This is a genomic window from Nonomuraea sp. NPDC049028 (assembly GCF_043197735.1).
Classification (GTDB): Bacteria; Actinomycetota; Actinomycetes; order Streptosporangiales; family Streptosporangiaceae; genus Nonomuraea.
The window spans coordinates 26,108-50,290 of sequence record NZ_JBICTR010000010.1; the positions used below are offsets into that span (position 1 = coordinate 26,108).

Sequence of the window (24,183 nt, forward strand, 5' to 3'; positions counted from 1 at the left end):
GGACGGCGCGCGTTCATCACCTGGGTTCGTGACGGGGTTGGTGACCGCTTTGGTCAGCGGGGGGTGCCATGTGGGTGTCGGATAGCCGACGCGTAGGGTCCTTTCATGATGAACGCGCCGAGTGTCCAGGGAAAGCGACGCGTGGGAGTGATGGGTGGGACGTTCGACCCGATTCACCACGGTCACCTGGTCGCCGCCAGCGAAGTGGCTCACCACTTCAATCTCGACGAGGTCGTCTTCGTGCCTACGGGCCGGCCGTACCAGAAGTCGGAGCGCGAGGTGTCCGCGCCCGAGGACCGCTATCTGATGACCGTGATCGCGACCGCGTCGAACCCCCGCTTCTCGGTGAGCCGGGTGGACGTCGACCGGCCCGGGCCCACCTTCACCATCGACACGTTGCGTGAGATCTCCGCGATCTACGGACCTGAGGCACAGCTCTACTTCATCACCGGAGCCGACGCCCTCGGTGCGATCCTCAGCTGGCAGGACGCCGAGGAACTGTTCGAACTCGCCCATTTCGTGGGATGTACGCGGCCCGGCCACACGCTGCACGATCCGGGCCTGCCCCCGGGGAAGGTGACCTTGCTGGAGATCCCCGCCCTGGCCATCTCCTCGTCGGAGTGCAGGCAGCGGGTGGAGAAGGGTGAGCCGATCTGGTACCTGGTGCCGGATGGAATCGTGCAGTACATCAACAAACGCGGCCTTTACCACGCAGAGGGGTGAAGGTGCTCGTGCCATACGTGGGGCTGCGGAGCCGTAACGGGTACCCTCAACATAGGGGCATGTTGCCGACACAGGAGGACCGACCCGCATCGTGACCGCATCCGAAAGAGCCGTCCAGCTCGTCCAGATCGCCGCCGAGGCCGCGGCCGACAAGCTGGCCGATGACATTCTCGCCTACGACGTGAGCGAGCAACTCGTCATCACCGACGCGTTCCTGCTCTGCTCCGCCACGAACGACCGCCAGGTCCGCGCCATCGTCGACGAGATCGAAGACAGGCTGCGCATCGAGGCCGACGCCAAGCCGGTACGCCGCGAGGGTGAGCGCGAGGGCCGTTGGGTGCTCCTCGACTACCTCGACATCGTCGTACACGTGCAGCACGAGGAGGACCGCACCTTCTACGCGCTGGAGCGCCTCTGGAAGGACTGCCCGGCCATCCCGCTCCCGGAGAGCGTGGCGCAGGCCAACATCCAGCGGGCTCGCACTTGAGCAAGAGGATCGTCTGCCTCAGGCATGGCCAGACGCTGTGGAACGTCGAGCGTCGCTTCCAAGGCCACTCCGACATCCCACTCGACGAGACCGGTGTCGCTCAGGCGGCCAGGGCCGCGTCCCTGCTGGCCTCGCTGCGGCCCACCGTCATCGTCTCCTCCGACCTGCAGCGGGCCAACGACACCGCCCTGGCGCTCGGCCGGATCGTCGGTCTCGAGGTCTCCGTCGACAAGGACCTCCGCGAACGCGGCGGAGGTCAGTGGGAGGGCCTGACCCGCGACGAGATCGCCGCCCGCTGGCCGGAGGAGTACGTGGCCTGGGAGGCCCCCGACGGCGAACCGGTCGCCGACGTGGCCGGCCGGGTGGCGGCCGCCATGCGCCGCTGGGCCGACCGGCTCGACGACGACGGCCTGCTGGTCGTGGCCTCACACGGGGCGGCGCTGCGGCTGGGCATCTGTGAGCTGCTGGGGCTGCCTGAGGAGCTCTGGCCGGCGCTGGGCGGGCTCGGCAACTGCTCCTGGTCGGTGTTGCAGGAGGGACGTAAGGGGTGGCGGTTGCTCGAGCACAACGCGGGTACGCTGCCTGAGCCGGTCAACAGCGACGACCGTCCGGACGCCTAGCCACGCCTGGCCCTCGGTCTGCCGCGTCGAGCCCGGGTCGCGTCGAGTCCGAGTCGTGTCGCGTGAGCCGGGGCTGCTGCGTGGGCGGATTCTTCCGGCGATAGCGGATTTGTAGCTCTAGTGCGGGTGGCGGAGGGGATGTGGTGTTATTTCGTCTTAGTGCGCTAGGGCGATGAGGAGACTTCGCGGTGGACCGAGGTGAGGTGCCTTACCTCCGGATCGTCGGCGAGCTGCGGCGGCGGATCGCCGCAGGGGAGCTGGCGGCAGGGGACAGGATCCCGTCCACCCGGCAGATCATGCGTGACTGGGGAGTGGCGATGGCCACGGCCAGCAAGGTGATCGGCGCGCTTCGGGACGAAGGGCTGGTACGCCCGGTGCCCGGGATCGGCACGGTGGTGGTCTACCGGGTCGACGCTCTGCCCGAGGCGGCTGACGGCGGTGGGGGGCTGGAGTCCGCCCCCGCGGACCAGACCGAGCAGCGCGTCCTCGGCGTGGCCATCAAGATCGCTGACAGTGAAGGGCTTGCCGCCGCCTCCATGGACCGGCTCGCCACCGAGCTCGGTGCTTCGGTCCTGTCGCTTCATCGGCACGTACAGAGCAAGGACGAGCTCGTACACCTGATGGCGGACGCCGCCTACGGCGAGATTCCGCTGCCCGCACAGCCGCCGCCCGGTTGGCGCGCTCAGCTGGAGGTATCGCTGCGGCTTCAATGGCGCCTCCACCGCCGCCATCCCTGGCTGTCCCAGGCCATCCCGCTCACCAGGCCAGAGTTCGTCCGCAACGCGATGGCGCACACCGAATGGATCCTGCGCGCCCTCGACGGCCTCGGCCTCACCCCCAACGCCATGCTGCACGCCAGCGTGTCGCTGGCCGGGTTCGTACGAGGGGTCGCGGCGGCCCCGGAGGCCGACCATGAGGGGCTTGCGGCGGTCAGGGAGGGGCAGCTGGCCGAGGCGCTCTCCTCCGGCGGCTTTCCGACCATGGCCAGGGTGATCGTGCAGCCGGGACTCGACCTCGACCTGGACTCGCTCTTCGAGTTCGGGCTGCGGCGCCAGCTGGACGGGCTGGCCGTACTGGTGGCCAGTGCGGCGCATGGACGGCGCGATTAGGCGAATCCCCGCGATGGCTATATGCTCTCGGAGCGCCGTCACGAGCCAGCTCGTCACGGTGACCAGGGGCTATAGCGCAGCTGGTAGCGCACCTCCATGGCATGGAGGGGGTCTGGGGTTCGAATCCCCATAGCTCCACTCGTTGGCGGGGTTGGTATGGTCGCTCGCCCCCTACGGGGGCTTTGCTCCCCTTGGCCACCTCGTTGTTTACCCCGGGGGATAACCCCCGGACCCCCAGCGTCGGGCCAATCGGCCTTCGCTTCGCTCCGGGCTGTTTCTTTTTTTGGTTTTCCAATCGGCTTCGCCTCTTTTGGCGCTTCGCGCTTGGGGGCTTCAGGCGTTTTCTTCCAGTCGGGCCTGGTCCCGACCCCTGTAGGGCCTTCGCTTCGCTCGGGCGTTCTTATTTAGGCGCTTCGCCTGCTTGTGGCCATTTGGGGGGCTGGGAGTCGGGGGCTGCTGATGACGTTGGGCAGAGCCGTGTACTTTCTCACTCGATCAGCCCTGTTCTCCCACATCGGAAACGCATAACGGGATCGTTGATCCACTGCTGCGTGGGACCCCACCTGGGGAGCCGTGCCCGACATCGCAAGCGCGTCGCCGGATGTCTAGGGAAAGACGTTCTACCCTCGTGGTCAGGCGACAGGAATCTCCGGAGCGCTCGCTCTCGTCACATGACAGATGCGTGTTGGGGAGGCCACGCGACATCGTCGATCGCGAGGAACGGCTGGACCGCGACCGCTGCCGGCGTCATCCCGGCGAAGGCCATGACGTCTCTGTGAAGGTGGGACTGGTCGGCGTAGCCGCTCTCCGCCGCTACCAAGGCGGCGCTATGGTCGGCGGCCAGGCGGTGGGCCGCGTGGTCGAAGCGGATGAGCTGGGCGACGCGCTTGGGGGTGAGGCCGACCTGGGCGCGGAACCGGGACCAAAGGCGTTTGCGGCTCCAGCCGATCTCGGTGACCAGTCGTTCGACGCGTATCCGCCCTCGGGTGGCCACCATCTGCCGCCAGGAGAAGGTGACTTCCGGGTCGAGGGCTCGGCCCGCGTCGGCCCGCCGTGCCAGCGCGGCCTCCGCGATCGCGAATCGGTCCTCCCACGACCTGGCGGCGCGCAATCGCTCTTGGGTTCGTACGGCGTCTCGTCCCCACAGGTCGTCGAGGGCGACCAGCGTCCCGCCCAGCTCCGAGGAGGCGCCCAAGACCGCGTGTGCGACCATCGGCGAGAGCCGCAGCTGGAGGCATTCGGAGCTGCTGGCGAACCCCCGCCCTCGAGCCCTGTGGGGGGCGAGTCCGGCGACGACGCGTTCTCGCTGTCGCGAACCACAGTCGTCTTCGATGACGAATGGCTGGTCGCCGAGGTCGAAGATCACCATGACCGTGGGGTGCGGGACCAGCGCGACGTCGCGCAGCTCATTCGCTTGATCGCTGAACCCGGCCATCGTGACCCCCGGCAGCCGGCCGGGACGCGATGGAACCGTGATCTCCCATCGAGGCACACCAGCGCGAGCCGACTCGGCTGATCGCACAGCCGACATGGTAGGAGCCACTTCGCGGTGTCGCAATGCCACAACGCGCCTCCGGGGTCGGCAAGGGTCCTGGCTCAGCACCATAGGCCGGTGGTGGCGAGAAACGGATTGCTACCGCTGAGCCGCACGGTCGACACCGAATGGCAACTCCCGGGCAGCGCCGGGCTGCTCCACACACCCCGCGCTCAGCACCGCCGGTCAGGGCCGGTTGGTCCACACCTCGCGTTCGGCGCCGTCGGGGTCGTCGGCGACGGTGATCCGCTCGTCGATCAGGGCGGTGGACCGGTTGGCCAGGTTGTATCGGGGCCAGCCCGGGTCGCCCTCGGCGACGAAGCGGACCCAGGCGCCGTGAGCCGTGTCGGCGACGACCTGTGGTGGTTCGTCGCCGATGAGAACCTGGCTGGACTTCTCGTCGAGGAGGTCGAACACGTACGGGAGCTCTACCGCGTGGGCGGCGCCGAGGCGGCCGGCGAAGCTCGGCGACTCGTGGTCGAAGCGGTACATCCAGGTGTCGGCCTCGCCGGCCTCAAGGTGTGCCTCGGCGACCCGGATCACCGGAACCCGGATGAAGCAGTCGGTGGTCACGGCGGCGAGCAGGTCCCCGTCGCTCGCTCCCGGCCGGGCTGCCCGATAGAGCTCGATCGTCCCGTCGGGCCCGCCGTAGGCGCCCACGACCGCGGAGAGGATGCGCTCGTCGGCGAGGTCGATCATGCCGGTGGGGACGAGGCCGATCCGGGTGTCGTCGCGGTTCCACCCGGCCAGGAGCCGCACGCCGCTGCCGGCGCCCCTTCTCAGCGCGTCGAGCGGATGGTCGGGGAGGGCGTCGCCGTCGATGACCGGAAGGGGAGGCTGCCCCACTTGGTCGGATCCGCGACGCTCTGGACCTCCTTGACGAGGGCGGACGCCGCCCGCGTGAGCCGTTCGACTGGCACCTCGCTGAAGGCCTCGCGGGTCGGGGCAACCCCGAGCGACTCAGCCAGCCTTGAGGCGACGCCTGCGGCGCTCTCGGCCGTGAGTGTCTGGGCGGCCGCCCCGCTCTGGGTGATCGCCTGGTGGAACAGGCCTCGGGCACGGGGCATGGCCATGAGGGTGATGATGCTCATGGCCCCGGCGGACTGGCCGGCGACGGTCACCCTCCCCGGATCTCCGCCGAAGGCGGCGATGTTGTCCTGGACCCACTCGAGCGCGGCGATCTGGTCCAGCAGCCCCAGGTTGGCGGTGCCGTCATCCAGGTAGAGAAAGCCCTCGGCACCGAGCCGGTAGTTGATCGTGACGCATACGACCCCGTCGCGGGCGAAGGAGGTGCCGCGGTAGCCGGCGATGGATCCGGACCCCTTCGTGAACATGCCGCCGTGGATCCAGACCAGTACCGGCAATCCGGATGCGCGGGGATCGGGGGTCCACACGTTGAGATTGAGGCAGTCCTCGCCAGGGATCACGGCCTCCGGAAACAGCGCGGCGCCCTCCGGGTCGTCGTTGTCTTTCGGGCAGGTCGGCCCGTAATCGGTAGCGTCGCGCTCGCCCTCCCACCGCACGGGCGGCTCGGGAGGTCGCATGCGGCGTGGCCCGAAGGGCGGGGCGGCGTACGGGATCCCGAGGAACGCCGCCACTCCCTGGTCATGGCGGCCCTGCAGCCGGCCACTCGACACCTGAACCTCTGGCGCGCTGTCCACGGTCTTCGTCATTACCTCTCCTATCGACGTTCCGGACACGAGGTCGAGCATCACAAGCTCCGGGCCTGGGTGTCTTGGATGAATGTTTCCTTCTGTGGTCCACCAGGGCTCTTGCAGAACATTATCCGCCTGTGTAAATTTATACGCATGGATAAGAAGCCGTGGAATCTGGTCCGGGCGCTCTTCGTCGCCGTGCTGGTCATCTCGATCGCGACGCTCGGGGTGGCCGCCGTCATCGGTGGCAACTGGGTGGTCTGGCTGCGCGGCGCCGCCGTGGCCGCCGCCTCCGTCTGGCTCGTGGCTCTGGCGGGGCAGGCCGCACGAGGCAAGCGATCGGCCTACCTGCGCATCCGCTTCATCACCTTCGCCGCGCCCATCGGAATCGTGCTCATCCTCCTCGCGCCGGACAGCGGCTATCCCGACTGGATGAAGGCGGAGCAGGGGGTGGTCGGCGTCCTGGTCGCCGCCGTCGCGGTCATCGTCAACCGTCGTGCCGTACGTGAGGCGTACCCGAAGCGTGGCAAGCTGGGGTGATATGCAGACCTCCGGAACTCGCCGCGAAGCCACCGAGGCCCGCAGAGCCCAGATCGCCTCCGCCACCATCGCCGTGCTCGCCGAGCGCGGCTATGCGGAGACCACGTTCGAGGCCATCTGTGAGCACGCCGGGCTCAGCAGCAAGAGGCTGATCTCCTATCACTTCTCCAACAAGGAGCAGCTTTTCGAGGCCGTTGTGCGTCAGGTCATCACCGACGCGGCCGCCTTCATGCGTCCGACACTGGACGCCGCCTCCGGAGCCGGTGCGCAGTTGGAGGCGTTCATCCGGGCCAACATCGCCTTCATCGCCACCCATCCTGGACACGTGCGCGCGGTGCAGCAGATCGCGCACAACCAGGCGTTCGCGGGTGACCACGAGCGGGACGCCGCGATCGCCAGGCTGGTGGCGCTGTTCACGGACGGGCAGCGTACGGGGGCTTTCCGGGTGTTCGACAGTGTGCTGATGAGTACGGCCCTGCGTGCGTCGATCGACGCGATGGCCGAGCGCATCGTCGACGGCCTTGACCCGGACCACTGCGCGAACGAACTCGTCGAGATCTTCGGCCGGGCGACAAGAGCTGGATTCTAAAAGGTCTTTTCTCCTCGTTCCATTGCTCGCGACAGTGCGGCGAAAGGGCGTGGCGCGACGATGTTCCTCACTCGCACAGGCCGCGGTCTGGGATTGCTCCGCCTATATCGACGTCGCCTACAACACGGCCTCGGCCACGTGTCTCTCAGGGTTCGGGAACTTCCGGGTGCGGGCCGAATGCAATTCCGGGCACTGGCCCTGCACGACCACCATCTGGGGACCATGGATATACCGGCGCAGTGGGCCGGACAGGTTCGTGTCGGAGGTCTCCGGCGACCCGTACGGCTGCAACGTCGCCAGAGCGTGGTACGAGGTCTGATTCGGCCGAGCCCGGCCCTGGCCGCGTTCCTATGGAGGCGCGGGTTACTGGGATTTTCCTCGTTATAAGCGGCGACACGCCCATTTCATAAGAGCTGCTGTCGTATCACCGCTCGCTCCAGGAGTAACCAGTCCGGCCCATAGCATTCCTCACTGAGTCGATGATCTTGACGGCCTGCGTCGCCGTCTTCTGCCCGGCTCTTTTGCGTGGGGTACTGCGACCGGGGGTGGCACATGTCGGAGCGTGAGAAGAAGGCCATGAGGAGGCGTCGGCTGCCCTGCGTCGGGCTGGTCGTCGCCATGGCGGCCGGCTTGGTCTGCGGGGCTGGGGGAGGATCCAGCGCGGAGGCGCGCATGGTCCGTACGGGTACAGCTTTTGCGAGTACAGCTTTTGCGAGTACAGCTTCTGTGAGTACAGCTTCTGTGAGTACGGTATCGGCGGGTACGGGCCGTGCGGAACCGGCGCGGAGCGCGTCGGACTTCGCGGCCCGTGTCGCGGAAGGCACCCGTCGGCAGGCGCGGGAAACCCGCTCGGGAGTGCCGGTCGGCGCTCGGAGGCCCGCTGTCTGCCCGCCGACCTCCGTCATCTGCATAGAGAACAACAAGCCCGGCAACCCCGCCAGCGAATGGGACATCTCGGGGGCGGGCAGCGGCACCATCCAGGGCTATGCGACGCAGATGAGCGTCAACCACGGGGAGACCGTGCTGTTCAAGGTCGACACCGTGGCGACCGATTACCGCCTCGACATCTACCGCATCGGCTATTACGGCGGAATGGGAGCGCGAAAGATAACGACGGTCCAGCCGTCCGCCCCCCTGCCCCAGTCGCAACCCGCATGCGCGGAGGACACGTCGACCGGGCTCATCGACTGCGGGAACTGGGCGGTGTCGGCCTCATGGGCGGTGCCCAGCGATGCCGTCTCGGGGGTCTATATCGCGAAGCTGGTCCGGGAGGACGGAACGACCGGTGCCAGCCACATCATTTTCGTCGTCCGGGACGACACCAGGGGCTCGGACATTCTCGTGCAGACCTCCGACACGACCTGGCAGGCGTACAACAGGTACGGCGGGAACAGCCTCTACTTCGGCAATCCTGTCGGCCGCGCCTACAAGGTGAGTTACAACCGCCCGTTCAAGACGCGCGACCCCTTCTCCATGGACGCCCCGGAGACCTTCTTCTTCAACGCCGAATACCCCATGGTCCGATGGCTTGAGGCCAACGGATATGACGTGAGCTATTTCAGCGGCGTGGACAGCGCCACCCGCGGTCAGGAATTGCTGGAGCACAAGGCGTTCCTCTCCGTCGGGCATGACGAGTACTGGTCGAACCAGATGCGCAACACCGTGGAGACCGCCCGCGACAGCGGCGTGAACGTGGCCTTCTTCTCCGGCAACGAGATCTTCTGGAAGACCAGATGGGAACCGAGCATCACCGGTGCGATGACGCCCTTCCGGACGATCGTCTGCTACAAGGAGACGCACGCCAACGCCAAGATCGACCCCAGCCCGGAATGGACCGGGACGTGGCGCGACCCGCGTTTCTCGCCGCCGTCGGACGGAGGCAGGCCGGAGAACCGCGTGAGCGGAACCTTCTTCAGGATCAACGGTACGGTCAACGACGCGATGACCGTTCCGGCGGAGTACGGGCCGCTGCGGTTCTGGCGCAACACGTCCGTGGCAAGCCTGCAACCAGGGCAGACGGCGACGTTCCCGGCGGGAACGCTCGGGTTCGAATGGGATGAGGCCCCGGACAACGACTTCGAGCCGCCGGGGACGGTGCGGCTCGCCCAGACGACGCTGTTCTCGTCCAACAAATACCTGCTCGACTTCGGTAGCACCTACGGTGCCGGGACCGCGACGCACAATCTGACGTTCTCCAAGGCGCCGAGTGGCGCGCTGGTCTTCGGCGCCGGCACGGTCCAGTGGGCGTGGGGCCTGGACAGCGTCCATGACCGGGCGGGCACTCCCACAGATGTCCGGATGCAACAGGCGACGGTCAACATCCTGGCCGACATGAAAGCCCAGCCGGCCAGCCTCCAACCGGGGCTGGTGGCGGCGACGGCGTCGACCGACACCACCCGTCCGACCTCGGCGATCACGGCTCCGGCCGCCGGCGAGAACGTAACCCCAGGAACCATCCAGGTCCTGGGAACGGCGGCCGACACCGGCGGAGGCGTGGTGGGCGCCGTGGAGGTGTCGGTCGACGGCGGCGCCACCTGGCGCCAGGCGACGGGCCGAACCACCTGGCAGTACGCATGGACGATCCAAGGCACCGGTGCCAAGACGATCATGGTGAGGGCGGTCGACGACAGCGGCAACATCCAGTCGCCCGTCACCACGAGGACGGTCAACTCGACCACGGACTGCCCCTGCAGCCTCTGGACGTCGTCCACGGTGCCCTCCGTGCCCGCGGCCGATGACACGAGCCCGGTCGAAGTCGGGGTGAAGTTCCAGACCTCGACGGCGGGCACCGTCTCGGCGGTCAGGTTCTACAAGGGCGCGGGCAACACCGGCACCCACGTCGGGAGCCTGTGGACCAGCGGCGGCCAGTTGCTGGGGAGGGCGACGTTCACCGGTGAGACGGCGACCGGCTGGCAGCAGGTGAACTTCTCGACCCCGGTCCCGGTGAGCGCCAACACCACCTATGTGGCCTCGTACTTCGCGCCCAACGGCGGATACGCCAGGGACGTCTCGTACTTCTCGAACGCAGTCGTGCGGGGTCCTCTCACCGCCCCGGACAGCGCGAGCAGCGGCGGCAACGGCGTGTACACCTACGCGGGGAGCAGCATCTTCCCCAACAAAACGTACATGGCGACCAACTACTGGGTGGACGTCGTCCTCAACACCTCCGGCCCCACGCCAACACCGACGCCCACGCCCACTCCGACGCCCACTCCGACTCCGACGCCGACCCCAACGAACAGCCTGTGGCCTGACTCGTCGGTTCCGGCGACGACGTCGGCGGACGATCCGGTGGCCGTCGCGCTGGGCGTGAAGTTCAGGGCGACGACGAGCGGGAGGATCCTGGGGGTCCGGTTCTACAAGGGGGCGCAGAACACTGGGACCCATACCGGGTACTTGTGGACCAGCGCCGGGGCGCTGCTGGCGTCCGGGACGTTCACCAATGAGACGGCGAGTGGCTGGCAGCGGATGAACTTCGCCACGCCAGTCACGATCGCCGCCAACACCACCTACGTGGTCTCGTACTTCACGACCTCGGGGAACTACGCGGTGGACCGGCAGTATTTCGCCACCCAGTACAACAACGATCCGCTCCTCGCGCTGGCGAGCGGGGCGGGAGGAGGTAACGGCGTCTATCGGTACGGCGCGACGAACGGCTTCCCGACGAAGAGTTACCAGGCCAGCAACTACTGGGTGGACGTGGTGTTCACCGCCGGCACGGGGTAGCCGGCGGGGTAAAGCGCAGGCGGACGCGGGCCGGTGGAATGAGCCGGCTCCGTCCGCGCTGTCGTAGCGTTCCATCCGGGAGTCGAGTACGCGCGGATGGGGCGGCCGGTGGACGCGGATCGCGATGATGTGGTGATGGCTGCCGCGCGGGCGGGTGACGGGGCCGCGTTCGCGGTGCTGGTGGAGCGTCATCGGGCGGAGTTGCGGGTGCACTGTTACCGGATGCTGGGCTCTTCGACGAGGCGGAGGATCTGGTGCAGGAGACGTTCCTGCGGGCCTGGAAGAGCCTTCGTGGGTTCGAGGGGCGCTCGACGTTCCGCGCCTGGCTGTATCGGATCGCGACGAATTGGCGTTCCTGGCCGCGATCCAGCACCTTCCGCCCGGGCAGCGCGCGGTGCTGATCTTGCGTGACGTGCTCGGCTGGCCGGCCAGGCAGGTCGCGGCGCTCCTGGCCGAGGATGTGCGGACGGCGATGCCGCCGTACCCCATGTGGTTCCAGGGACGCGACGCGGTCGTGGCGGCGCTGGCGGCGCACCGATGAGTTCTCGGCCGAACCTCCGTCTCATCAAGGGTCAACCGCTTTGATGGAGGTACGCCGTGAGCAAGCTGCTGTATTCGTGCACCATGTCGCTGGACGGGTTCATCGCGGGGGCAGGCGGTGACATGTCCTGGCTGACCGAGCACATCGGGCCCAATCCGCTGGTGGACGACGTCATCGGCAAGATCGGCGCCCTGCTCGTCGGCAACCGCACCTTCCGCGGCGACGATCCGCACAGGGGCACCGACAAGGAGGGCAAGCCGTTCGGCGGCGGATGGACCGGACCGCAGTTCGTGCTCACCCACCACGCGCCGGACACGCCGGTGCCGGGTGTCACCTTCGTCGGGGATCTGGACGGCGCCGTCGCCGCCGCCAAGGCCGCCGCGGGCGACAAGTACGTCAACGTCCTCGGCGCCGACACCGCCCGGCAGTGCCTCGAGGCCGATGTGCTCGACGAGATCCTCGTGTTCATCGCGCCCGTCCTGCTCGGCGACGGGGTCCGGCTGTTCGACCGGCCGGGCGGGGCCGACGTCAAGCTCGAACGCCTGAGCCTGACCAGCGCGCCGCAGGCGACGAACCTCTGGTTCCGCGTCCTCTGACAGGGGCAACGTTCCATACTTACCGGAGGCGAAAGAAAGTTTCTAGGGCTACGTTGTCGGGGAAAATTTTTTCCTGATACCTCTTGACCTGGCTCTTCATCACTGGGGAGGGTGGGAAGGCAGAGCCCAGGGTGAAAGGACCTCCATGGTCGCTGTCCGCGCGTTCGCCTCGGGGGACGAGGTCTCTCTCATAGACGCCTGGAATCAGAGCATGCCAGGCGACCCCACGACCTCCGGCTGGTTCCGTGACTGCGTGCTGCTCGACCCCAACTTCGACCCCGAGGGGCTGCGGGTCGCCGTGATCGACGGGCGGGTGGCCGGCTGCGCGTACGCCGTGCGCCGGCTGATCCCGCTCGCCCCGGGCACCGACCTGGAGCCGGAGACGGGCTGGATCCCGTTCTTCTTCGTGGCGCCCGAGCACCGGGGGGCCGGGCTCGGGCGGCGGTTGCTCGGCGAGGCGGTCGCCTTCCTCGAAGCCCGGGGCAGGACCAGGATCGACTTCTCCTCCTACACGCCCAACTACGTGCTGCCGGGCGCCGACGCCGCGCTCTACCCCGACGGGTACCGGCTGCTGGAAGGGCTGGGGTTCGAGACGCTCTACTCGCCGGTCGCGATGGACCGCACTCTGGTCGGCTACGTGACGCCCGACGAGGTGCACGCGCTGCGGGCCAAGCGGGAGGGCGAGGGGTACGAGTTCCGCAGCCCGCGTGAAGGGGAGTTACCGGAGCTCATCCGGTTCGCGGCCGACGTCTTCAACCCGGACTGGGGCGAGGCGATCAGGCAGCACCGCGACACCAAACGCATGATCATCGCGAAAAACGCGGAAATAGTCGGGTTCGCGTTATACGGGGCTTACCGGGGGATCCCTGAGAGGTTCGGGCCGTTCGGGGTCGATCCAGGCGAGCGGGGCACCGGGCTCGGCAAGATCCTCCTCCACCTGACCATGACCATGATGCGGGCCGAAGCCCTGCACTCCTCGTGGTTCCTGTGGACGGGCGAGGCGAGCCCGGCCGGTCACCTCTACAGCAGAGCAGGCTACGAGGTGACCAGGCGCTTCCACGTGATGAGGCGGTCGGCGTGACCCATGTGCTCGCCATCGGGGCCCACGCGGGCGACCTGGATCTGACCGCGGGCGCCGTGCTCGCCCAGCACGTCCTGCGCGGCGACCGCGCGACGCTGCTGCACCTCACGCTCGGGGAGCGCGGCCACCCACGCCTGTCCATCCCCGAGCGGCAGGCCGAGGAGACGGCGCTCACGCGGTGAGCTCCCGTCAGGTCGGCTCACCCGTGGTAGCGGCGGGTCAGCTCCGCGGCCGTGGTGGCAATGCGGTCGCGGAGCTCGGCGGGAGCGAGGACCTCGACATCCGTGCCGAGCCGCAGGAACTCACCCGCCGCGTGCTCGATCGACTCGATCGGGACCGTCACCTGAGTCCAGCCCTCGCCGTCCGGCGGCTGCGCGCTTTCCTTCGCCGCCGCCGAGACCCCGGGCGTCATGAGGTTGGCCAGCAGCCGCATCCCCTGCGGCGACAGCCGGATCACCGCCTCGCCCCACCGCAGCCGGGCCTCGAACTCGGCCAGGTACGCCTGCCAGTAGGCGGTCAGGTCGAAGTCGTCGGGCCGGGTGAAGCGCTCGGGCAGCGCGTGCAGCCCGAGGATCTGTGACACCCGGTAGGTACGCACCTGCTCACCGGCCCGCGCCACCAGATACCAGCGCCCGGCCTTGACCACCAGCCCGTACGGCTCCAGCCGCCGCTCGACCTCCTGGGGCGCCTGCCAGCGGCGGTATCTGACCTCCAGGACGCGCTCGTTCCACACAGCGTCGGCCACGGCCGGCAGGTGCGTCACCGGCTGCGCGTCGCGGTACCAGGTCGGGGCGTCCAGGTGGAAGCGCTCCTGGATCCGCCCGGCCCGGTCGCGCAGCTCGACGGGCAGCGCGGCCATCAGCTTGAGCTGCGCGGCCGTCACCACGGCGGCCAATCCCAGCTCGGCCGCAGGACCCGGCAGCCCGGCGAGGAACAACGACTCCGCCTCGTCCGTGGTCAGCCCGGTGAGCCGGGTGCGGTAGCCGTCGAGGAGCTGGTAGCCGCCTTTCGGCCCGGCGTCGCCGTACAGCGGGATGCCCGCGGTGTGCAGCGACTCGACGTCGCGGTAGATCGTCCGTACGGAGACCTCGAGCCGCTCGGCCAGCTCCCGGGCGGTCATGCGGCCGCGCGTCTGCAGCAGCAGGAGGAGAGAGACCAGCCGGGAGGCGCGCATTCACTGACACTACCTGTCAGTGACCCTGCTCTACGTTCGTCCGCATGAACGACTTCGACTTCCTCTCCGGCTCCTGGAACGTCATCAACCGCAGGCTCGTCAAGCCGCTGACAGGTAGTGACGAGTGGGATGAGTTCCCCGGCATCAGTGTGGCCAGCCGCCACTTCGACGGCGCGGCGAGTTTCGACGAGATCAAGTGCCCGGCCAGGGGATTCTCCGGGCTGACCATCCGGATCTTCAACCCCGCGACACAGCAGTGGTCGATCTACTGGGCCAGCACCTCCCGGGGAACGCTCGACACAACGCCCATGGTCGGCGCCTTCGACGGTGACCGGGGCGAGTTCTACGGCGAGGAACAGCACGACGGCTCGCCGGTGCGCTGCCGGTTCATCTGGACCGTGCGCGGCCCGGACTCCTGCCGGTGGGAGCAGGCCTTCTCGGCGGACGGCGGGCAGACCTGGGAGACCAACTGGACCATGGACTTCACGCGGGCGTGACGCTGTCGAGCACCCCGTCGAGGGCCCGGCGGGCGGCGTCGCCATCGGGCACCGTGCTGCCGTAGACGTAGGAGAGGCCCCCATCGGCGGTGTGCACCGCCACGATGCGGACATAAGCCGGATCCTTGGTCGCGCTCTTGAACACCACCCGGAACGACGCCGTGGCCGCCGGCTGACCGCCGACCTCCAGCGCCTGGGTGCGCAGGCCGTCCCGGCTGCCCAGGTCGGGCAGGAACCGCCGGGCCGTGTCCAGCGCCACGGCGTCGGCCCTGGCCTGCAACTGCTCGGACGTGGCGGCGCCGCCGATGCCGCCCTGCTGCTGCGGGAAGGCGACCACGACCGCGCCGCCCGCGGCGATGCCCGAGGTGTAGGACGGCCGGTCGGCCTTCGCCCAGCCCTCCGGGATGAGGTAGGACACCTGGGCCTTGGTGTCGGTGATCCGTGCGGGGCCCGATTTGACGGACGACTGCGAGCCCGGTTTGACGGGCGGCTCGACGGTGCTCCGGGCCCACAGGAGGGCGACCACGGCCACGGCGACCACCAGGACCGCCACCCCGCCGACCACGATCACCCACCACCAGCCCGACTTCGGCGGCTTGGCCTCGTACTGGGGGACGTCGGGGAGCATGTCGGGGGTGTAGGGCAGGCGCTGCGTGTAAGGGCTCTGGCCGGGTTCCTGGCGGGGTGGCTCGGGTTGCGGCCAGCGGTGCCTGATGGTCCGGTTGGGGTCGGGGCCGGGCTGATCCGGCTGCTCTGGAGTCATGATCCCCTCGGACGCGGCGCAGAGAGCTTTTATCCAGACATTGTCACATTCCTAGGCGATCGGGCGGCTGGTTAGCCCTGCGGGTTCTGCCAGCCGGGCCGCTCCGGGTCCTGCCAGCCCGGCTGCGGGGCCGAGGGCGGCTGCGGCGGGGACTGCGGCTGCCACTCGGGCGGCGACTGGGACTGCCGCTGCCACTCCGACTGCTGAGGCTGCTGCCAGCCCTGTGGCTGCTGGGGTTGCTGCCAGCCCGGCGTCTGCTGCGGCTGGGCCGGGGTGCGGCGGGCGACCACGGCCCAGATCAGCAACCCCACGCCCCCGCCGTTGAGTATGAGGCTGACCAAGCCCTCCACCAGCACCACCACGCCGATCGACCGCATGGCGAACGCGTCGATCAGGTACGGCAATGTGAGGCCGCGCGCGACATCGAATACCACGCCGATCAGCAACGCGATGCACCCATACATCCCCAGCATGGCAGCCCGGCCGTGCTCAGCCCTTGCCCTGATCATCAGCACGATGCCGACGATCAACAGGATGACCATGAGCAGTCCGAAGACAAAAGCCCCGAAGCTCGACGCTATCTCCACTTTGTTCACTCCGCCCTTATCGAGTCGCGATCACGTTACGGGGATTGACGCGCGCTTTCCACCGCCCTGGTGATCGAACGGAGATCCAGGTCGCCCTGGTAGCGGACGCCGTTCAGGAACAGTGTGGGCGTCCCGCGGACGCCGCTCGCGCGGCCCGACTCCTCGTCCCGGTCGACCCGCGCGGCCTGCGCGGGCACGTCGGGCCACGGCTCGACGTCCAGTTCGGCGGCGTAGCGGGCCAGGTCGGTGTCGGTCAGGAAGCGCTGGTTGTCGAAGAGGGTGTCGTGCATCTCCCAGAATCGGCCCTCCATCGCCGCGGCCTCGGCGACCACCGCGGCGGGGAAGGCCCGAGGATGTATGGTCCGCAGCGGGAAATGCCTGAACACCAGGCGCACGTCGGCGGACTTCCGCAGCAGCTCGCTCAGGACCGGATGGAGAGCTCCGCAGTAGGGGCACTCGAAGTCGCCGTACTCCACGATCGTCACCCGCGCGTCCGCCGGCCCCCGTACGTGGTCGTCGGGTCCCACGGGCTCGGTCAGCAGCACGGGTAGCTCCTCCTCCGGCTCGGCGTCAGGAGGCGCGCACACCCCGCCGCGGTCCCAGGCCATCCGGAAGATCGCCCCGCCCATCAGCGCCGCCAGCAGCGACCCGGCCAGGATGCCGATCTTCGCCTGGCTCTGCACCGCCGGGTCGTCGAAGGCCAGGTCCACGATGAACAGCGCCACCGTGAACCCGATGCCGGACACCGCCGCCCCGCCCAGCAACTGTCCCCAGACCAGGTTGCCGGGCAGGATCCCCCAGCCGGACTTCAGCGGCAGCCAGGTGCCCAGCGAGATGCCGACGAATTTCCCCAGCAGCAGCCCGGCCGCCACTCCGATCGTGATGGGCGAGGTCAAGGCCGTGCGCAGCGTCTCGGCGTCGAGCCGGACACCCGCGTTGGCCAGCGCGAAGATCGGCACGATCACATAGCTGCTCCAGGGGTGGAGCAGGAGTTGCAGCCGCTCGTTGACGGACACGGCCCGCCGCAGCGTGCGCGCCGCCACCCTGGCCGCCTCGGGGCTCGGGTCGCTGGTGAACTCGTGTACGGCCTCGTCGGCGCGGAGCAGCTTGCGGTCGCTGGGCGCGTACACGAACACCAGGATGCCCAGCGCGATGCCGATCAGCGTCGGATGCACGCCGCTCTCCAGCGTGGCCACCCACAGCGCGAACCCGAGCACGATGTACGCGGGCGCCCGCCAGATCCTCAGCCACCGCAGCGTCACGATCGCCGCCAGCAGCGCCGCCGCGACCACCAGGGCGATGACGTCCAGGCTCTCGGTGTAGAAGAGCGCGATGATGATGATCGCCAGCACGTCGTCGACGATCGCCAGCGTCAGCAGGAACACCCGCAACGGCTCCGGGCACCGCGCTCCCACGATGGCGAGCATGCCGAGCACGAACGCGGTGTCGGTGGCGATCGGCACCCCCCACCCACCGGCCGCGGGCCCACCCGCGTTCAGCGCGAGATAGACACCGGCGGGCACCATCATCCCGCCCAGCGCCGCGAGCGCGGGCACCGCGATCAGCCGCCGATCCCGCAACTGGCCGAGCCGCGCCTCGTAGGAGATCTCCAGGCCGATGACGAAGAAGAAGATGGTCATGAGGCCGTCGTTGACCCAGTGGCGCAGGTCGAGCTCGAACGTGGCGCTGCCGAACGACAGGCCCATGTTGGTGTGCCAGAAGGATTCGTACGTGCCGCCCCAGGGGGAGTTGGCCCACAGCAGGGCAAGCAGGGTGGCCGCCAGCAGCACGCTGGTGCTGCCGGTCTCGGTCTTGAAGAACGCCCGCAACATGTAGACCCCCGGCGTCCGATGATAGGCGGCGCGCGGGTGAGACCGAAGATGGGCGGCGAGGTCCGCCTCGCATGGGCCGCCCCACCGCGCTTCAGGGGTGGAGCGGCTGGTCGGAGCACTTCCGGGGTGGTGAGGGGGCTGCTCGGGACAGGAGCCGCGCCGCTACCGGATGCTCACGAGTTCGAGGTGGGCGTGGGGGTCGGGGTCGGGGTCGGGGTCTCGGAGGTTGTCGGGGTCGGGTCGATGGTCGGGGTGTCTGTGGGGGTCTCGGGTGGGGTCACGGTTTCGGTGGGTGTGGGGCAGGCGGTCGGGGTACGCCAGGTCGGCGGGTTCATCCACGACTGCTTCGACTGCCACCAGCCGTGGCCGCGCCAGAAGTTCTTGGTGGGCCTCGACAGGTCGAAGACGTAAGCGGCTGTCGCTGTCGCCGTCGCTGTTGGTGCGGTCGTCTCGGTGGGCGCCAATGTCGCCGTGACTGTGGGCGTCACGGTCGGCGTCTCGGCGGGCGTTTCGGTCGGCGTTTGGGTCGGTGTCTCTGTTGGGGTTTCGGTCGGTGTTTCGGTCGGTGTCTCTGTGGGTGTTTCTGGGGGCGGCGTTGTGCCCGTGTCCTCATTGGCGGTGGCGGTCACCGATACCCAGTCGCCCTCCTTGACCTTGCTGGTCCCACGGCGTCCCGCGATCGTGCGGGTGGACTCGCTGATCGCGTACACCTTCTCGAAGCCGTCCTGGCTCTTCACGGTGATGGAGTCCTCGGCGACAGCGGTCGCCTGCCCGGTCTGGGCGAGCAGCGTGACGACGCCGCAACCGTCCTTGGTCGCCACCGCGAACTCGCCGTGCATCGCACCGACGAAGCCCCAAGGGCTGATGGGCGGCAACTCGGTCGCTGTGGGGGTTTCTGTGGGTGTCTCGGTCGGGGTCTCGGTAGGTGTCTCGCTGATTGTCGGCGTGGGAGTCGGCGTCTCCGTCGGCGTTCCCGACGCCGCGGCGGCCACTCCGATCCCGCTCGTCGCCACCATGGCGATGGTCGCGGCAACGATCAGCGGCCGTGGGACGCGCCTGCGCGGCGCGTCCGGTCCGATCGACAGGTCCTCGTTTGGGTGGTCAGAACGCGTTGGCGTCACTATGTCCTCCAGCTGAGTTGCTCCGATTCAATCCCGGCGGGTCTAAACCGGAAGTAAGCCGGACGGCAGTCACATGTGCCCCGTAGTGCCATCGCGTACCACTGGAAACGGAGAACCGCAGGTGACGGCCCGTTTGGCGCAACTAAGCTAATAATTGATGAACAGGGCCACGCGGCCCCGATTGAGTCGCGAAACGATGATCGAGACGGCGCTGCGGCTGCTCGACGGTACGGCCTCCACCCTTCAGGCTTCCGGACAGCAATGAGCCCAGGCCCCGCGCGGCCCGGGCTCATTGGGTCATTTCCCTACCGGGTGATCTTGACGTCGTCCACGCCCGCCTCGACCAGGCTGGCCCCTGACGCGTCGGCGGCCTCGATCACGATGCGGACGCTCTGCCCGGCGAAGGCGGAGACGTCGGCGGTGGCCGTACTCCAGGCGGCGTCGCGGTTGCTCGCGGCCCCCAGCTGCTGGAACACCGTGCTGGAAGTGTTCCCCACCACCCTGACGCGGAAGAAGTCGGCGCTGGAGGCGTTGCTGCCGTGCGCGAGATACCACGAGAGCGACAGCTTGAGCGTCCCGCCGGTCGGCAGGGTGATCGCTGGTGACTGGATCGAGGTGGTGCCGCCGTCCAGATCGTTCTCGCCCGCACTGGCCCCGGCCAGTCTGCCGGTGACCAGGTCGTTCGTGCCGCTCACCGTGGTGCCGAGCTGCTTGGTGCCGCTGGAGGTCGTCGCCTCCGGGTCGCCGCGCTCCCACTGGCCGGTGGTCGCGGTGTCGGTGCCGCCGGCGTTGGTGACCCAGCCGTTGGCGGTCTCGAACGTGTCCGACCAGACGGTCACGGGCGGTGTGGCGGTGGCGATCGTCCAGACGGAGTAGGCGATGGCGTCGGCGTTGCGGTCGAGCGCGGTGTCGTTGATGTTGGCGGTCGTGTCGCAGGACCGGTGGTAGCAGGAGTCGAACGCCTGGCCCGCCGTACCGCCCCAGAGCTGCGCCTGCGCGCTCGACTTGATCCCCTCGGCGCCGGTGAACGTGCCGCCCGCCGCGATGCCGACGGCGATGAACGGGCCGTAGTCGGAGCGGCCGTCGAAGTCGGTGCCGCGGGTCGGGACGCCGATGGAGGAGAAGTACGCCGCCAGGGTCTGTTCCAGCTGCGCCGATCCGGCCGGGCCCGGCCCGGAGCCGGTGCCGTCGGAGTTGTCGCCGTCGTAGAGGAAGTAGCCGGGGTTGGGGGAGCCGACCATGTCGAAGTTCAGGTACGCCTTGATCTTGGTACGTTCGGCGGCCGGCAGGTTGTTCACGTAGAACTGCGAGCCGCGCAGCCCCAGCTCCTCGGCGCCCCACCAGGCGAAGCGCAGGTGCTTCGTGGGCTGCAGCGCCTGGCGCGAGACCTCCAGCGCGACCTCCAGGATCGACGCCGAGCCCGAGCCGTTGTCGTTGATGCCGGGTCCGGCGGTGACGCTGTCGAGGTGGGAGCCGATCATGAGGATGTCGTTGGGGTCGCCGCCCGGCCAGTCGGCGATCACGTTGTAGCCGGTGGCGCCGTTGTAGGTGAACGACTGCAGCGTCGTGGTGTATCCGGCGGCGTCGAGCTGGCCCTTCACGTAGTTGGCCGAGGCCAGGTAGCCGGGCCGGCCGTGCGCGCGGGTGCCGCCGTTGTTGGTGGCGATCGTCTGCAGCTGCGTCAGGTGGGCCTTGACGTTGGTGAGGGAGATGTTCGGTGGTGCCGCCGCGACGGCCGCTGGTGTGGGCGCGCTGAGCGCCAGGGGTAAGGCCAGCGCGAGAGTGCCTAATGCCGCGAGGAGCTTCATCGGGGGTCCTCCGTGGGGGGTGGACAGAGGTCAGGTCGCTAGATCCCGTTCTGGGATGTTTGGCAGGCGCGGACAGCCCCGTAAACAGCCGCGCTGCCTGAACGTAACTAGCGGACTTGATCCTGAGAAGACCCATTTGTCACAGAAGTTCACATGGGGACGGCCAGAGGGCGAGTGTCAGGCCCGTACGGAAACGACCGTGCGGGCCTGGCCGCCGTTCCGGCAGTAGACGATCACCGGGTACGTACCTGCTCGGGCGGCCCTGAACGACGGCGTCCAGGCGGCGGCCGACGCCGGAGCGAACGCCTGGCGCGGGCTGAAGGCGCCGGAGGCCACGCCGCGTACCTTGGACCCACCGCACACCGCCGTGACCGTCACCTGCCCGCCCACCCTGACCGAGGCGGGGCTGACCCCGGCACCCGCGTTGATCGCCGACAGGGCGATGCCGCCGGGCTGCTGGGCCGGCGGAGCGCTGGTCGGCTGCGTGGTGGGCTTGCTGGTCGGGGCAGAGGTGGGGGCGGTGGTCGGGGTGGTCGTGCCGCCGCCGAAGGTCACGTCCGAGCAGGAGTAGAACGCCTCGGGGCTGTCGCTGCGCTGCCAGATGGAGTAGATCAGGTGGCGGCCCTGCTTGGCGGGCAGCTTGCCCTGGAGGTTGTAGGCGCCGTCCGTCAGCGCGGGATCGCGCTGGGTGAGGAACGGCTTCGACTCCAGGTCCGACCACTTGAGCGGCTTCGACGGGTCGTAGCCGTCCTTGGTGACGTACAGCTCGAAGGAGCCCTTGTGCGGAGCGGTCGACCGGTAGCGGAAGGTGAACGAGGCGCCGCTCGACATGCTGGTGGCGGGCCAGTCGGCGCGTGCCTGGTCGAAGCCGCGGTACTTGTCGCGGCCCGCGCTGCACAGCTTGCCGTCCGGGATGAGCTCGCGGTGCCTGCCCGCGGCGTTCGCCAGGTTGACCTCGTTCCAGTCGTAGAGCGGCTGGGTGCCGCCGAGTTCCACGGCCTTCTTGCAGGCGGCGGACTTGGGGCTCTCCGGGTTCTCGTTGTAGCAGACCAGGGTCCGGCTGGGCGGGTTGTTCATGGTGCCGTGGGCGTTGGCGACACCGGGCGCGACGGTCAGGACGAGCAGCGTGGGAACGGTGAGGGTGGCGGCGGCGAGCGCCTTGCGCTTGATCTGCATGTAGATCACGTTGAAGCATGAAAAGGGGCGAAAAATGCTCTTTAAACCGCTCTTAAGGTTGACTTAGGTGCCTTTTCAGTGCGGCGGATCCAGACCTGGACCTGCGCCCCGCCCAGCGACGAGCGGTCCAGCCGGAGTGACCCGCCGGACGACTCCGCCAGGCGGCGGGCGATGTCCAGGCCGAGCCCGGTCGAGCCGGCGCCGCTGGTGCCCCGCTCCAGCGCCGCCTCCGGGTCCGCGATGCCGGGACCGGCGTCGGAGATCAGGATGCCGACCGTGTCCTTGCCCTCGTGCAAGGACACGCTGAACGCGGTGCCCTCGGCCGTGTGCCGGAACACGTTGCCCAGCAGCGCGTCGACCGCCGCGGTCAGCTCGGTCGCGGGCACCGGCACGCGTACCGGCAGCGTCGCGCCGATGAGCTGCCACGGCCGCTGCTGGTCCTCCGCCAGCGCCGACCAGAACGTCAGCCGGTCGCGCAGCACCTCCGCCGCGTCGCAGACCCGGTCGGCGCGTGACGGCCGCCTGGCCGCGGAGATGATCGTGTCCACCTCGCTCTCCAGCCGGGCCAGCGCCTGCCTGCTCGGCTCGGCCTGCGTGCCGAGCTGGTCGAGGCTGAGCCGGAGCGCCGTGAGCGGCGTACGCAGGCGGTGTGACAGGTCGGCGGCCAGCTCGCGTTCGGCGGCGAGCAGGTGGGTGACCCGGTTGGCCATCGCGTTGAACGCCGTGGCCGCCGCGACCAGCTCCGGCGGCCCCTCGGGGTAGATGCGCTCGCTCAGATCGCCCGCGCCCAGCGCGGTGGCCGCAGAACCGAGCCGGCGGGCCGAGCGGACCACGCGCGCGCCCAGCCGGTCGCCGACGAGCACCGAGCCGAGCACGAGCACCACGGCCACACCCGTCAGCACCGCCCACGACGTGCCGACACCCCGGTTCAGGTCGTCGGCGGGCACGAAGACCTCGATCACCGCGCCCCGGTCACCGTCCAGCGCGACCGGCCGGAGCAGCACCTGGCCCGCAGGCAGCTCGACGGTGTCGGCCCTGGTCTGGGCCGCCGCCCGCGCCACGTCGGCGGCCGGGGCGCGGGACGTGCCCGTGGTCGGGCCGCCGTTGACGTGGATGGCCAGCAGGCCGCGCCGGCCCGCCTCGGTACGCGCCATCGCGTGCGCGAGGTCGTCTGTCTTGGTGGTCAGGGCCAGCACCGGGACCAGCGCCGACGCCTGGCGTTCGGCACCGGAGACCGCCCGGCTCTGCGCCGTCTCCTTGACGATCAGGGCGAGCGGCACCAGGAAGGCCAGCGCCACCATCGAGGTGACGGCGACCATCAGCACGGCCAGCGCGCGTCTCATCGGGGCGCTGACAGCATGAAGCCGACACCCCGGACGGTATGCAGGTAGCGGGGGTTCGAGGCGCTTTCGCCGAGCTTGCGGCGTAACCAGGACAGGTGCACGTCGATGGTCTGGTCGTCCCCGTACGCCTGGTGCCAGACCTCGGTCAGCAACTCCTTGCGGCTGACGACCCGGTCGGCCCGCGTGGCGAGGTAGGCGAGCAGGTCGAACTCGCGCCTGGTCAGCGTGAGCGGCCCGCCGTCCAGCGCGGCCGTCCGCCGGTTGACGTCGACCACCAGCCCGCCGACGCGCAGCACCTGTGGCGGCGGCGCGGACCTGGCCCGGCGCAGTACGGCGTCCAGCCGGGCACCCAGGTGGTCGCCGGAGAACGGCTTGACCAGGTAGTCGTCGGCTCCCGCCTCCAGCAGCCTGACGATCTCGGCCTCGTCGTCGCGGGCCGTGGCCACGATGACCGGTACGTCGGAGATGCCGCGCACCATCTTCAGCGCCTCCGAGCCGTCGAGGTCGGGCAGGCCGAGGTCGAGGATGACGGCGTCCGGCGGGTTCTGCGAGATCTCCCGGAGCGCGTCCAGGGCGCAGCCCGCGCTGCGCACCGCGTGCTGCCGGCCGGCCAGCTCGCGGATGATCGCCGATCGGACGAATTCATCGTCTTCGACTACAAGAACCGTCGCCATGCGCACC

23 protein-coding genes, 1 tRNA gene and 1 pseudogene are annotated in these 24,183 nt (G+C 69.1%); 13 read left to right on the forward strand and 12 right to left on the reverse strand.

The window, feature by feature from the left end:
* Positions 1 to 105: 105 nt before the first annotated feature.
* The 5 genes from nadD to ACGFJ2_RS36710 all read left to right on the forward strand — a co-directional run bounded on the left by nadD (position 106) and on the right by ACGFJ2_RS36710 (position 3,077).
* On the forward strand, positions 106 to 723 hold the full coding sequence (nadD, locus tag ACGFJ2_RS36690; RefSeq protein WP_357648087.1) for a nicotinate-nucleotide adenylyltransferase: 618 nt from the start codon (positions 106 to 108) through the stop codon (positions 721 to 723).
* Positions 724 to 814: 91 nt separating this feature from the next.
* Positions 815 to 1,210, forward strand: coding sequence for a ribosome silencing factor (rsfS, locus tag ACGFJ2_RS36695; protein WP_357648089.1), 396 nt, complete (start codon positions 815 to 817; stop codon positions 1,208 to 1,210).
* Positions 1,207 to 1,830, forward strand: a complete 624-nt coding sequence (locus ACGFJ2_RS36700; protein WP_357939809.1) for a histidine phosphatase family protein — start codon at positions 1,207 to 1,209, stop codon at positions 1,828 to 1,830. Before rsfS ends, ACGFJ2_RS36700 begins: the two co-directional genes overlap by 4 nt.
* A gap of 188 nt (positions 1,831 to 2,018) precedes the next feature.
* Positions 2,019 to 2,939 (forward strand): TetR/AcrR family transcriptional regulator C-terminal domain-containing protein, encoded by a 921-nt coding sequence (locus ACGFJ2_RS36705; RefSeq protein WP_357939811.1) that lies wholly within the window; start codon positions 2,019 to 2,021, stop codon positions 2,937 to 2,939.
* 65 nt (positions 2,940 to 3,004) lie between these two features.
* Positions 3,005 to 3,077 (forward strand) — tRNA-Ala (locus ACGFJ2_RS36710).
* Between the two features lie 529 nt (positions 3,078 to 3,606).
* Here the strand turns inward: ACGFJ2_RS36710 and ACGFJ2_RS36715 are convergent.
* The 3 genes from ACGFJ2_RS36715 to ACGFJ2_RS36725 form a co-directional block, all read right to left on the reverse strand.
* Entirely contained in the window at positions 3,607 to 4,461 is an 855-nt protein-coding gene (locus ACGFJ2_RS36715) for a helix-turn-helix domain-containing protein (protein ID WP_393476354.1), read from the reverse strand.
* A gap of 198 nt (positions 4,462 to 4,659) precedes the next feature.
* Positions 4,660 to 5,319 (reverse strand): carboxylesterase family protein, encoded by a 660-nt coding sequence (locus ACGFJ2_RS36720; protein ID WP_393476357.1) that lies wholly within the window; start codon positions 5,317 to 5,319, stop codon positions 4,660 to 4,662.
* Positions 5,253 to 6,146 carry a carboxylesterase family protein gene (locus ACGFJ2_RS36725; RefSeq protein ID WP_393476360.1) on the reverse strand — a complete coding sequence of 298 codons (894 nt, stop codon included), beginning with the start codon at positions 6,144 to 6,146 and terminating at the stop codon, positions 5,253 to 5,255. The genes ACGFJ2_RS36720 and ACGFJ2_RS36725 overlap by 67 nt, the downstream gene beginning before the upstream one ends.
* 135 nt (positions 6,147 to 6,281) lie before the next feature.
* Between ACGFJ2_RS36725 and ACGFJ2_RS36730 the strand changes: the two genes are divergently transcribed.
* The 7 genes and pseudogenes from ACGFJ2_RS36730 (at position 6,282) to ACGFJ2_RS36760 (ending at position 13,383) form a co-directional block, all read left to right on the forward strand.
* Entirely contained in the window at positions 6,282 to 6,668 is a 387-nt protein-coding gene (locus ACGFJ2_RS36730; protein WP_393476363.1) for a hypothetical protein, read from the forward strand.
* A 1-nt stretch (position 6,669) separates the two neighbouring features.
* Positions 6,670 to 7,257, forward strand: a complete 588-nt coding sequence (locus ACGFJ2_RS36735) for a TetR/AcrR family transcriptional regulator (protein ID WP_357939823.1) — start codon at positions 6,670 to 6,672, stop codon at positions 7,255 to 7,257.
* Between the two features lie 741 nt (positions 7,258 to 7,998).
* Positions 7,999 to 10,983, forward strand: a complete 2,985-nt coding sequence (locus ACGFJ2_RS36740; RefSeq protein WP_393476366.1) for a DUF4082 domain-containing protein — start codon at positions 7,999 to 8,001, stop codon at positions 10,981 to 10,983.
* 135 nt (positions 10,984 to 11,118) lie between these two features.
* Positions 11,119 to 11,434 (forward strand): annotated as a pseudogene (locus ACGFJ2_RS36745) (sigma-70 family RNA polymerase sigma factor); the annotation flags it as partial.
* A gap of 146 nt (positions 11,435 to 11,580) precedes the next feature.
* Complete coding sequence (locus ACGFJ2_RS36750) at positions 11,581 to 12,120, forward strand: dihydrofolate reductase family protein (RefSeq protein WP_393476369.1); 540 nt, start codon at positions 11,581 to 11,583, stop codon at positions 12,118 to 12,120.
* A gap of 145 nt (positions 12,121 to 12,265) precedes the next feature.
* Positions 12,266 to 13,201 (forward strand): GNAT family N-acetyltransferase, encoded by a 936-nt coding sequence (locus tag ACGFJ2_RS36755; RefSeq protein ID WP_357939829.1) that lies wholly within the window; start codon positions 12,266 to 12,268, stop codon positions 13,199 to 13,201.
* The gene (locus ACGFJ2_RS36760) at positions 13,198 to 13,383 is read left to right on the forward strand and encodes a hypothetical protein (RefSeq protein ID WP_357939831.1); all 186 of its coding nucleotides are present in this window, start codon (positions 13,198 to 13,200) and stop codon (positions 13,381 to 13,383) included. Before ACGFJ2_RS36755 ends, ACGFJ2_RS36760 begins: the two co-directional genes overlap by 4 nt.
* A gap of 17 nt (positions 13,384 to 13,400) precedes the next feature.
* Here the strand turns inward: ACGFJ2_RS36760 and ACGFJ2_RS36765 are convergent, their stop codons facing one another.
* The gene (locus tag ACGFJ2_RS36765; RefSeq protein ID WP_393476376.1) at positions 13,401 to 14,375 is read right to left on the reverse strand and encodes a helix-turn-helix transcriptional regulator; all 975 of its coding nucleotides are present in this window, start codon (positions 14,373 to 14,375) and stop codon (positions 13,401 to 13,403) included.
* 44 nt (positions 14,376 to 14,419) lie between these two features.
* Between ACGFJ2_RS36765 and ACGFJ2_RS36770 the strand changes: the two genes are divergently transcribed.
* Positions 14,420 to 14,872, forward strand: coding sequence for a hypothetical protein (locus ACGFJ2_RS36770; RefSeq protein ID WP_393476381.1), 453 nt, complete (start codon positions 14,420 to 14,422; stop codon positions 14,870 to 14,872).
* On the opposite strand, the gene ACGFJ2_RS36775 is transcribed toward ACGFJ2_RS36770, so the two are convergent.
* The 8 genes from ACGFJ2_RS36775 to ACGFJ2_RS36810 all read right to left on the reverse strand — a co-directional run bounded on the left by ACGFJ2_RS36775 (position 14,859) and on the right by ACGFJ2_RS36810 (position 24,176).
* A complete protein-coding gene (locus ACGFJ2_RS36775; protein ID WP_393476384.1) occupies positions 14,859 to 15,635 on the reverse strand; it encodes a hypothetical protein in 777 nt (258 codons plus the stop codon). The two genes, ACGFJ2_RS36770 and ACGFJ2_RS36775, sit on opposite strands and share 14 nt — an antisense overlap.
* 71 nt (positions 15,636 to 15,706) lie before the next feature.
* Complete coding sequence (locus ACGFJ2_RS36780) at positions 15,707 to 16,231, reverse strand: hypothetical protein (protein ID WP_393476387.1); 525 nt, start codon at positions 16,229 to 16,231, stop codon at positions 15,707 to 15,709.
* A gap of 26 nt (positions 16,232 to 16,257) precedes the next feature.
* Positions 16,258 to 18,054, reverse strand: a complete 1,797-nt coding sequence (gene nhaA / locus ACGFJ2_RS36785) for a Na+/H+ antiporter NhaA (RefSeq protein ID WP_357939841.1) — start codon at positions 18,052 to 18,054, stop codon at positions 16,258 to 16,260.
* Positions 18,055 to 18,227: 173 nt separating this feature from the next.
* Positions 18,228 to 19,175, reverse strand: a complete 948-nt coding sequence (locus ACGFJ2_RS36790; RefSeq protein WP_393476390.1) for a hypothetical protein — start codon at positions 19,173 to 19,175, stop codon at positions 18,228 to 18,230.
* A 305-nt stretch (positions 19,176 to 19,480) separates the two neighbouring features.
* A complete protein-coding gene (locus tag ACGFJ2_RS36795; protein WP_358181282.1) occupies positions 19,481 to 20,983 on the reverse strand; it encodes a M28 family metallopeptidase in 1,503 nt (500 codons plus the stop codon).
* A gap of 177 nt (positions 20,984 to 21,160) precedes the next feature.
* Positions 21,161 to 22,159 (reverse strand): lytic polysaccharide monooxygenase, encoded by a 999-nt coding sequence (locus ACGFJ2_RS36800; protein WP_357941454.1) that lies wholly within the window; start codon positions 22,157 to 22,159, stop codon positions 21,161 to 21,163.
* A gap of 41 nt (positions 22,160 to 22,200) precedes the next feature.
* The gene (locus tag ACGFJ2_RS36805; protein ID WP_393476393.1) at positions 22,201 to 23,502 is read right to left on the reverse strand and encodes a sensor histidine kinase; all 1,302 of its coding nucleotides are present in this window, start codon (positions 23,500 to 23,502) and stop codon (positions 22,201 to 22,203) included.
* Positions 23,499 to 24,176, reverse strand: coding sequence for a response regulator transcription factor (locus ACGFJ2_RS36810; protein ID WP_393476396.1), 678 nt, complete (start codon positions 24,174 to 24,176; stop codon positions 23,499 to 23,501). The genes ACGFJ2_RS36805 and ACGFJ2_RS36810 overlap by 4 nt, the downstream gene beginning before the upstream one ends.
* Positions 24,177 to 24,183: the final 7 nt, after the last annotated feature.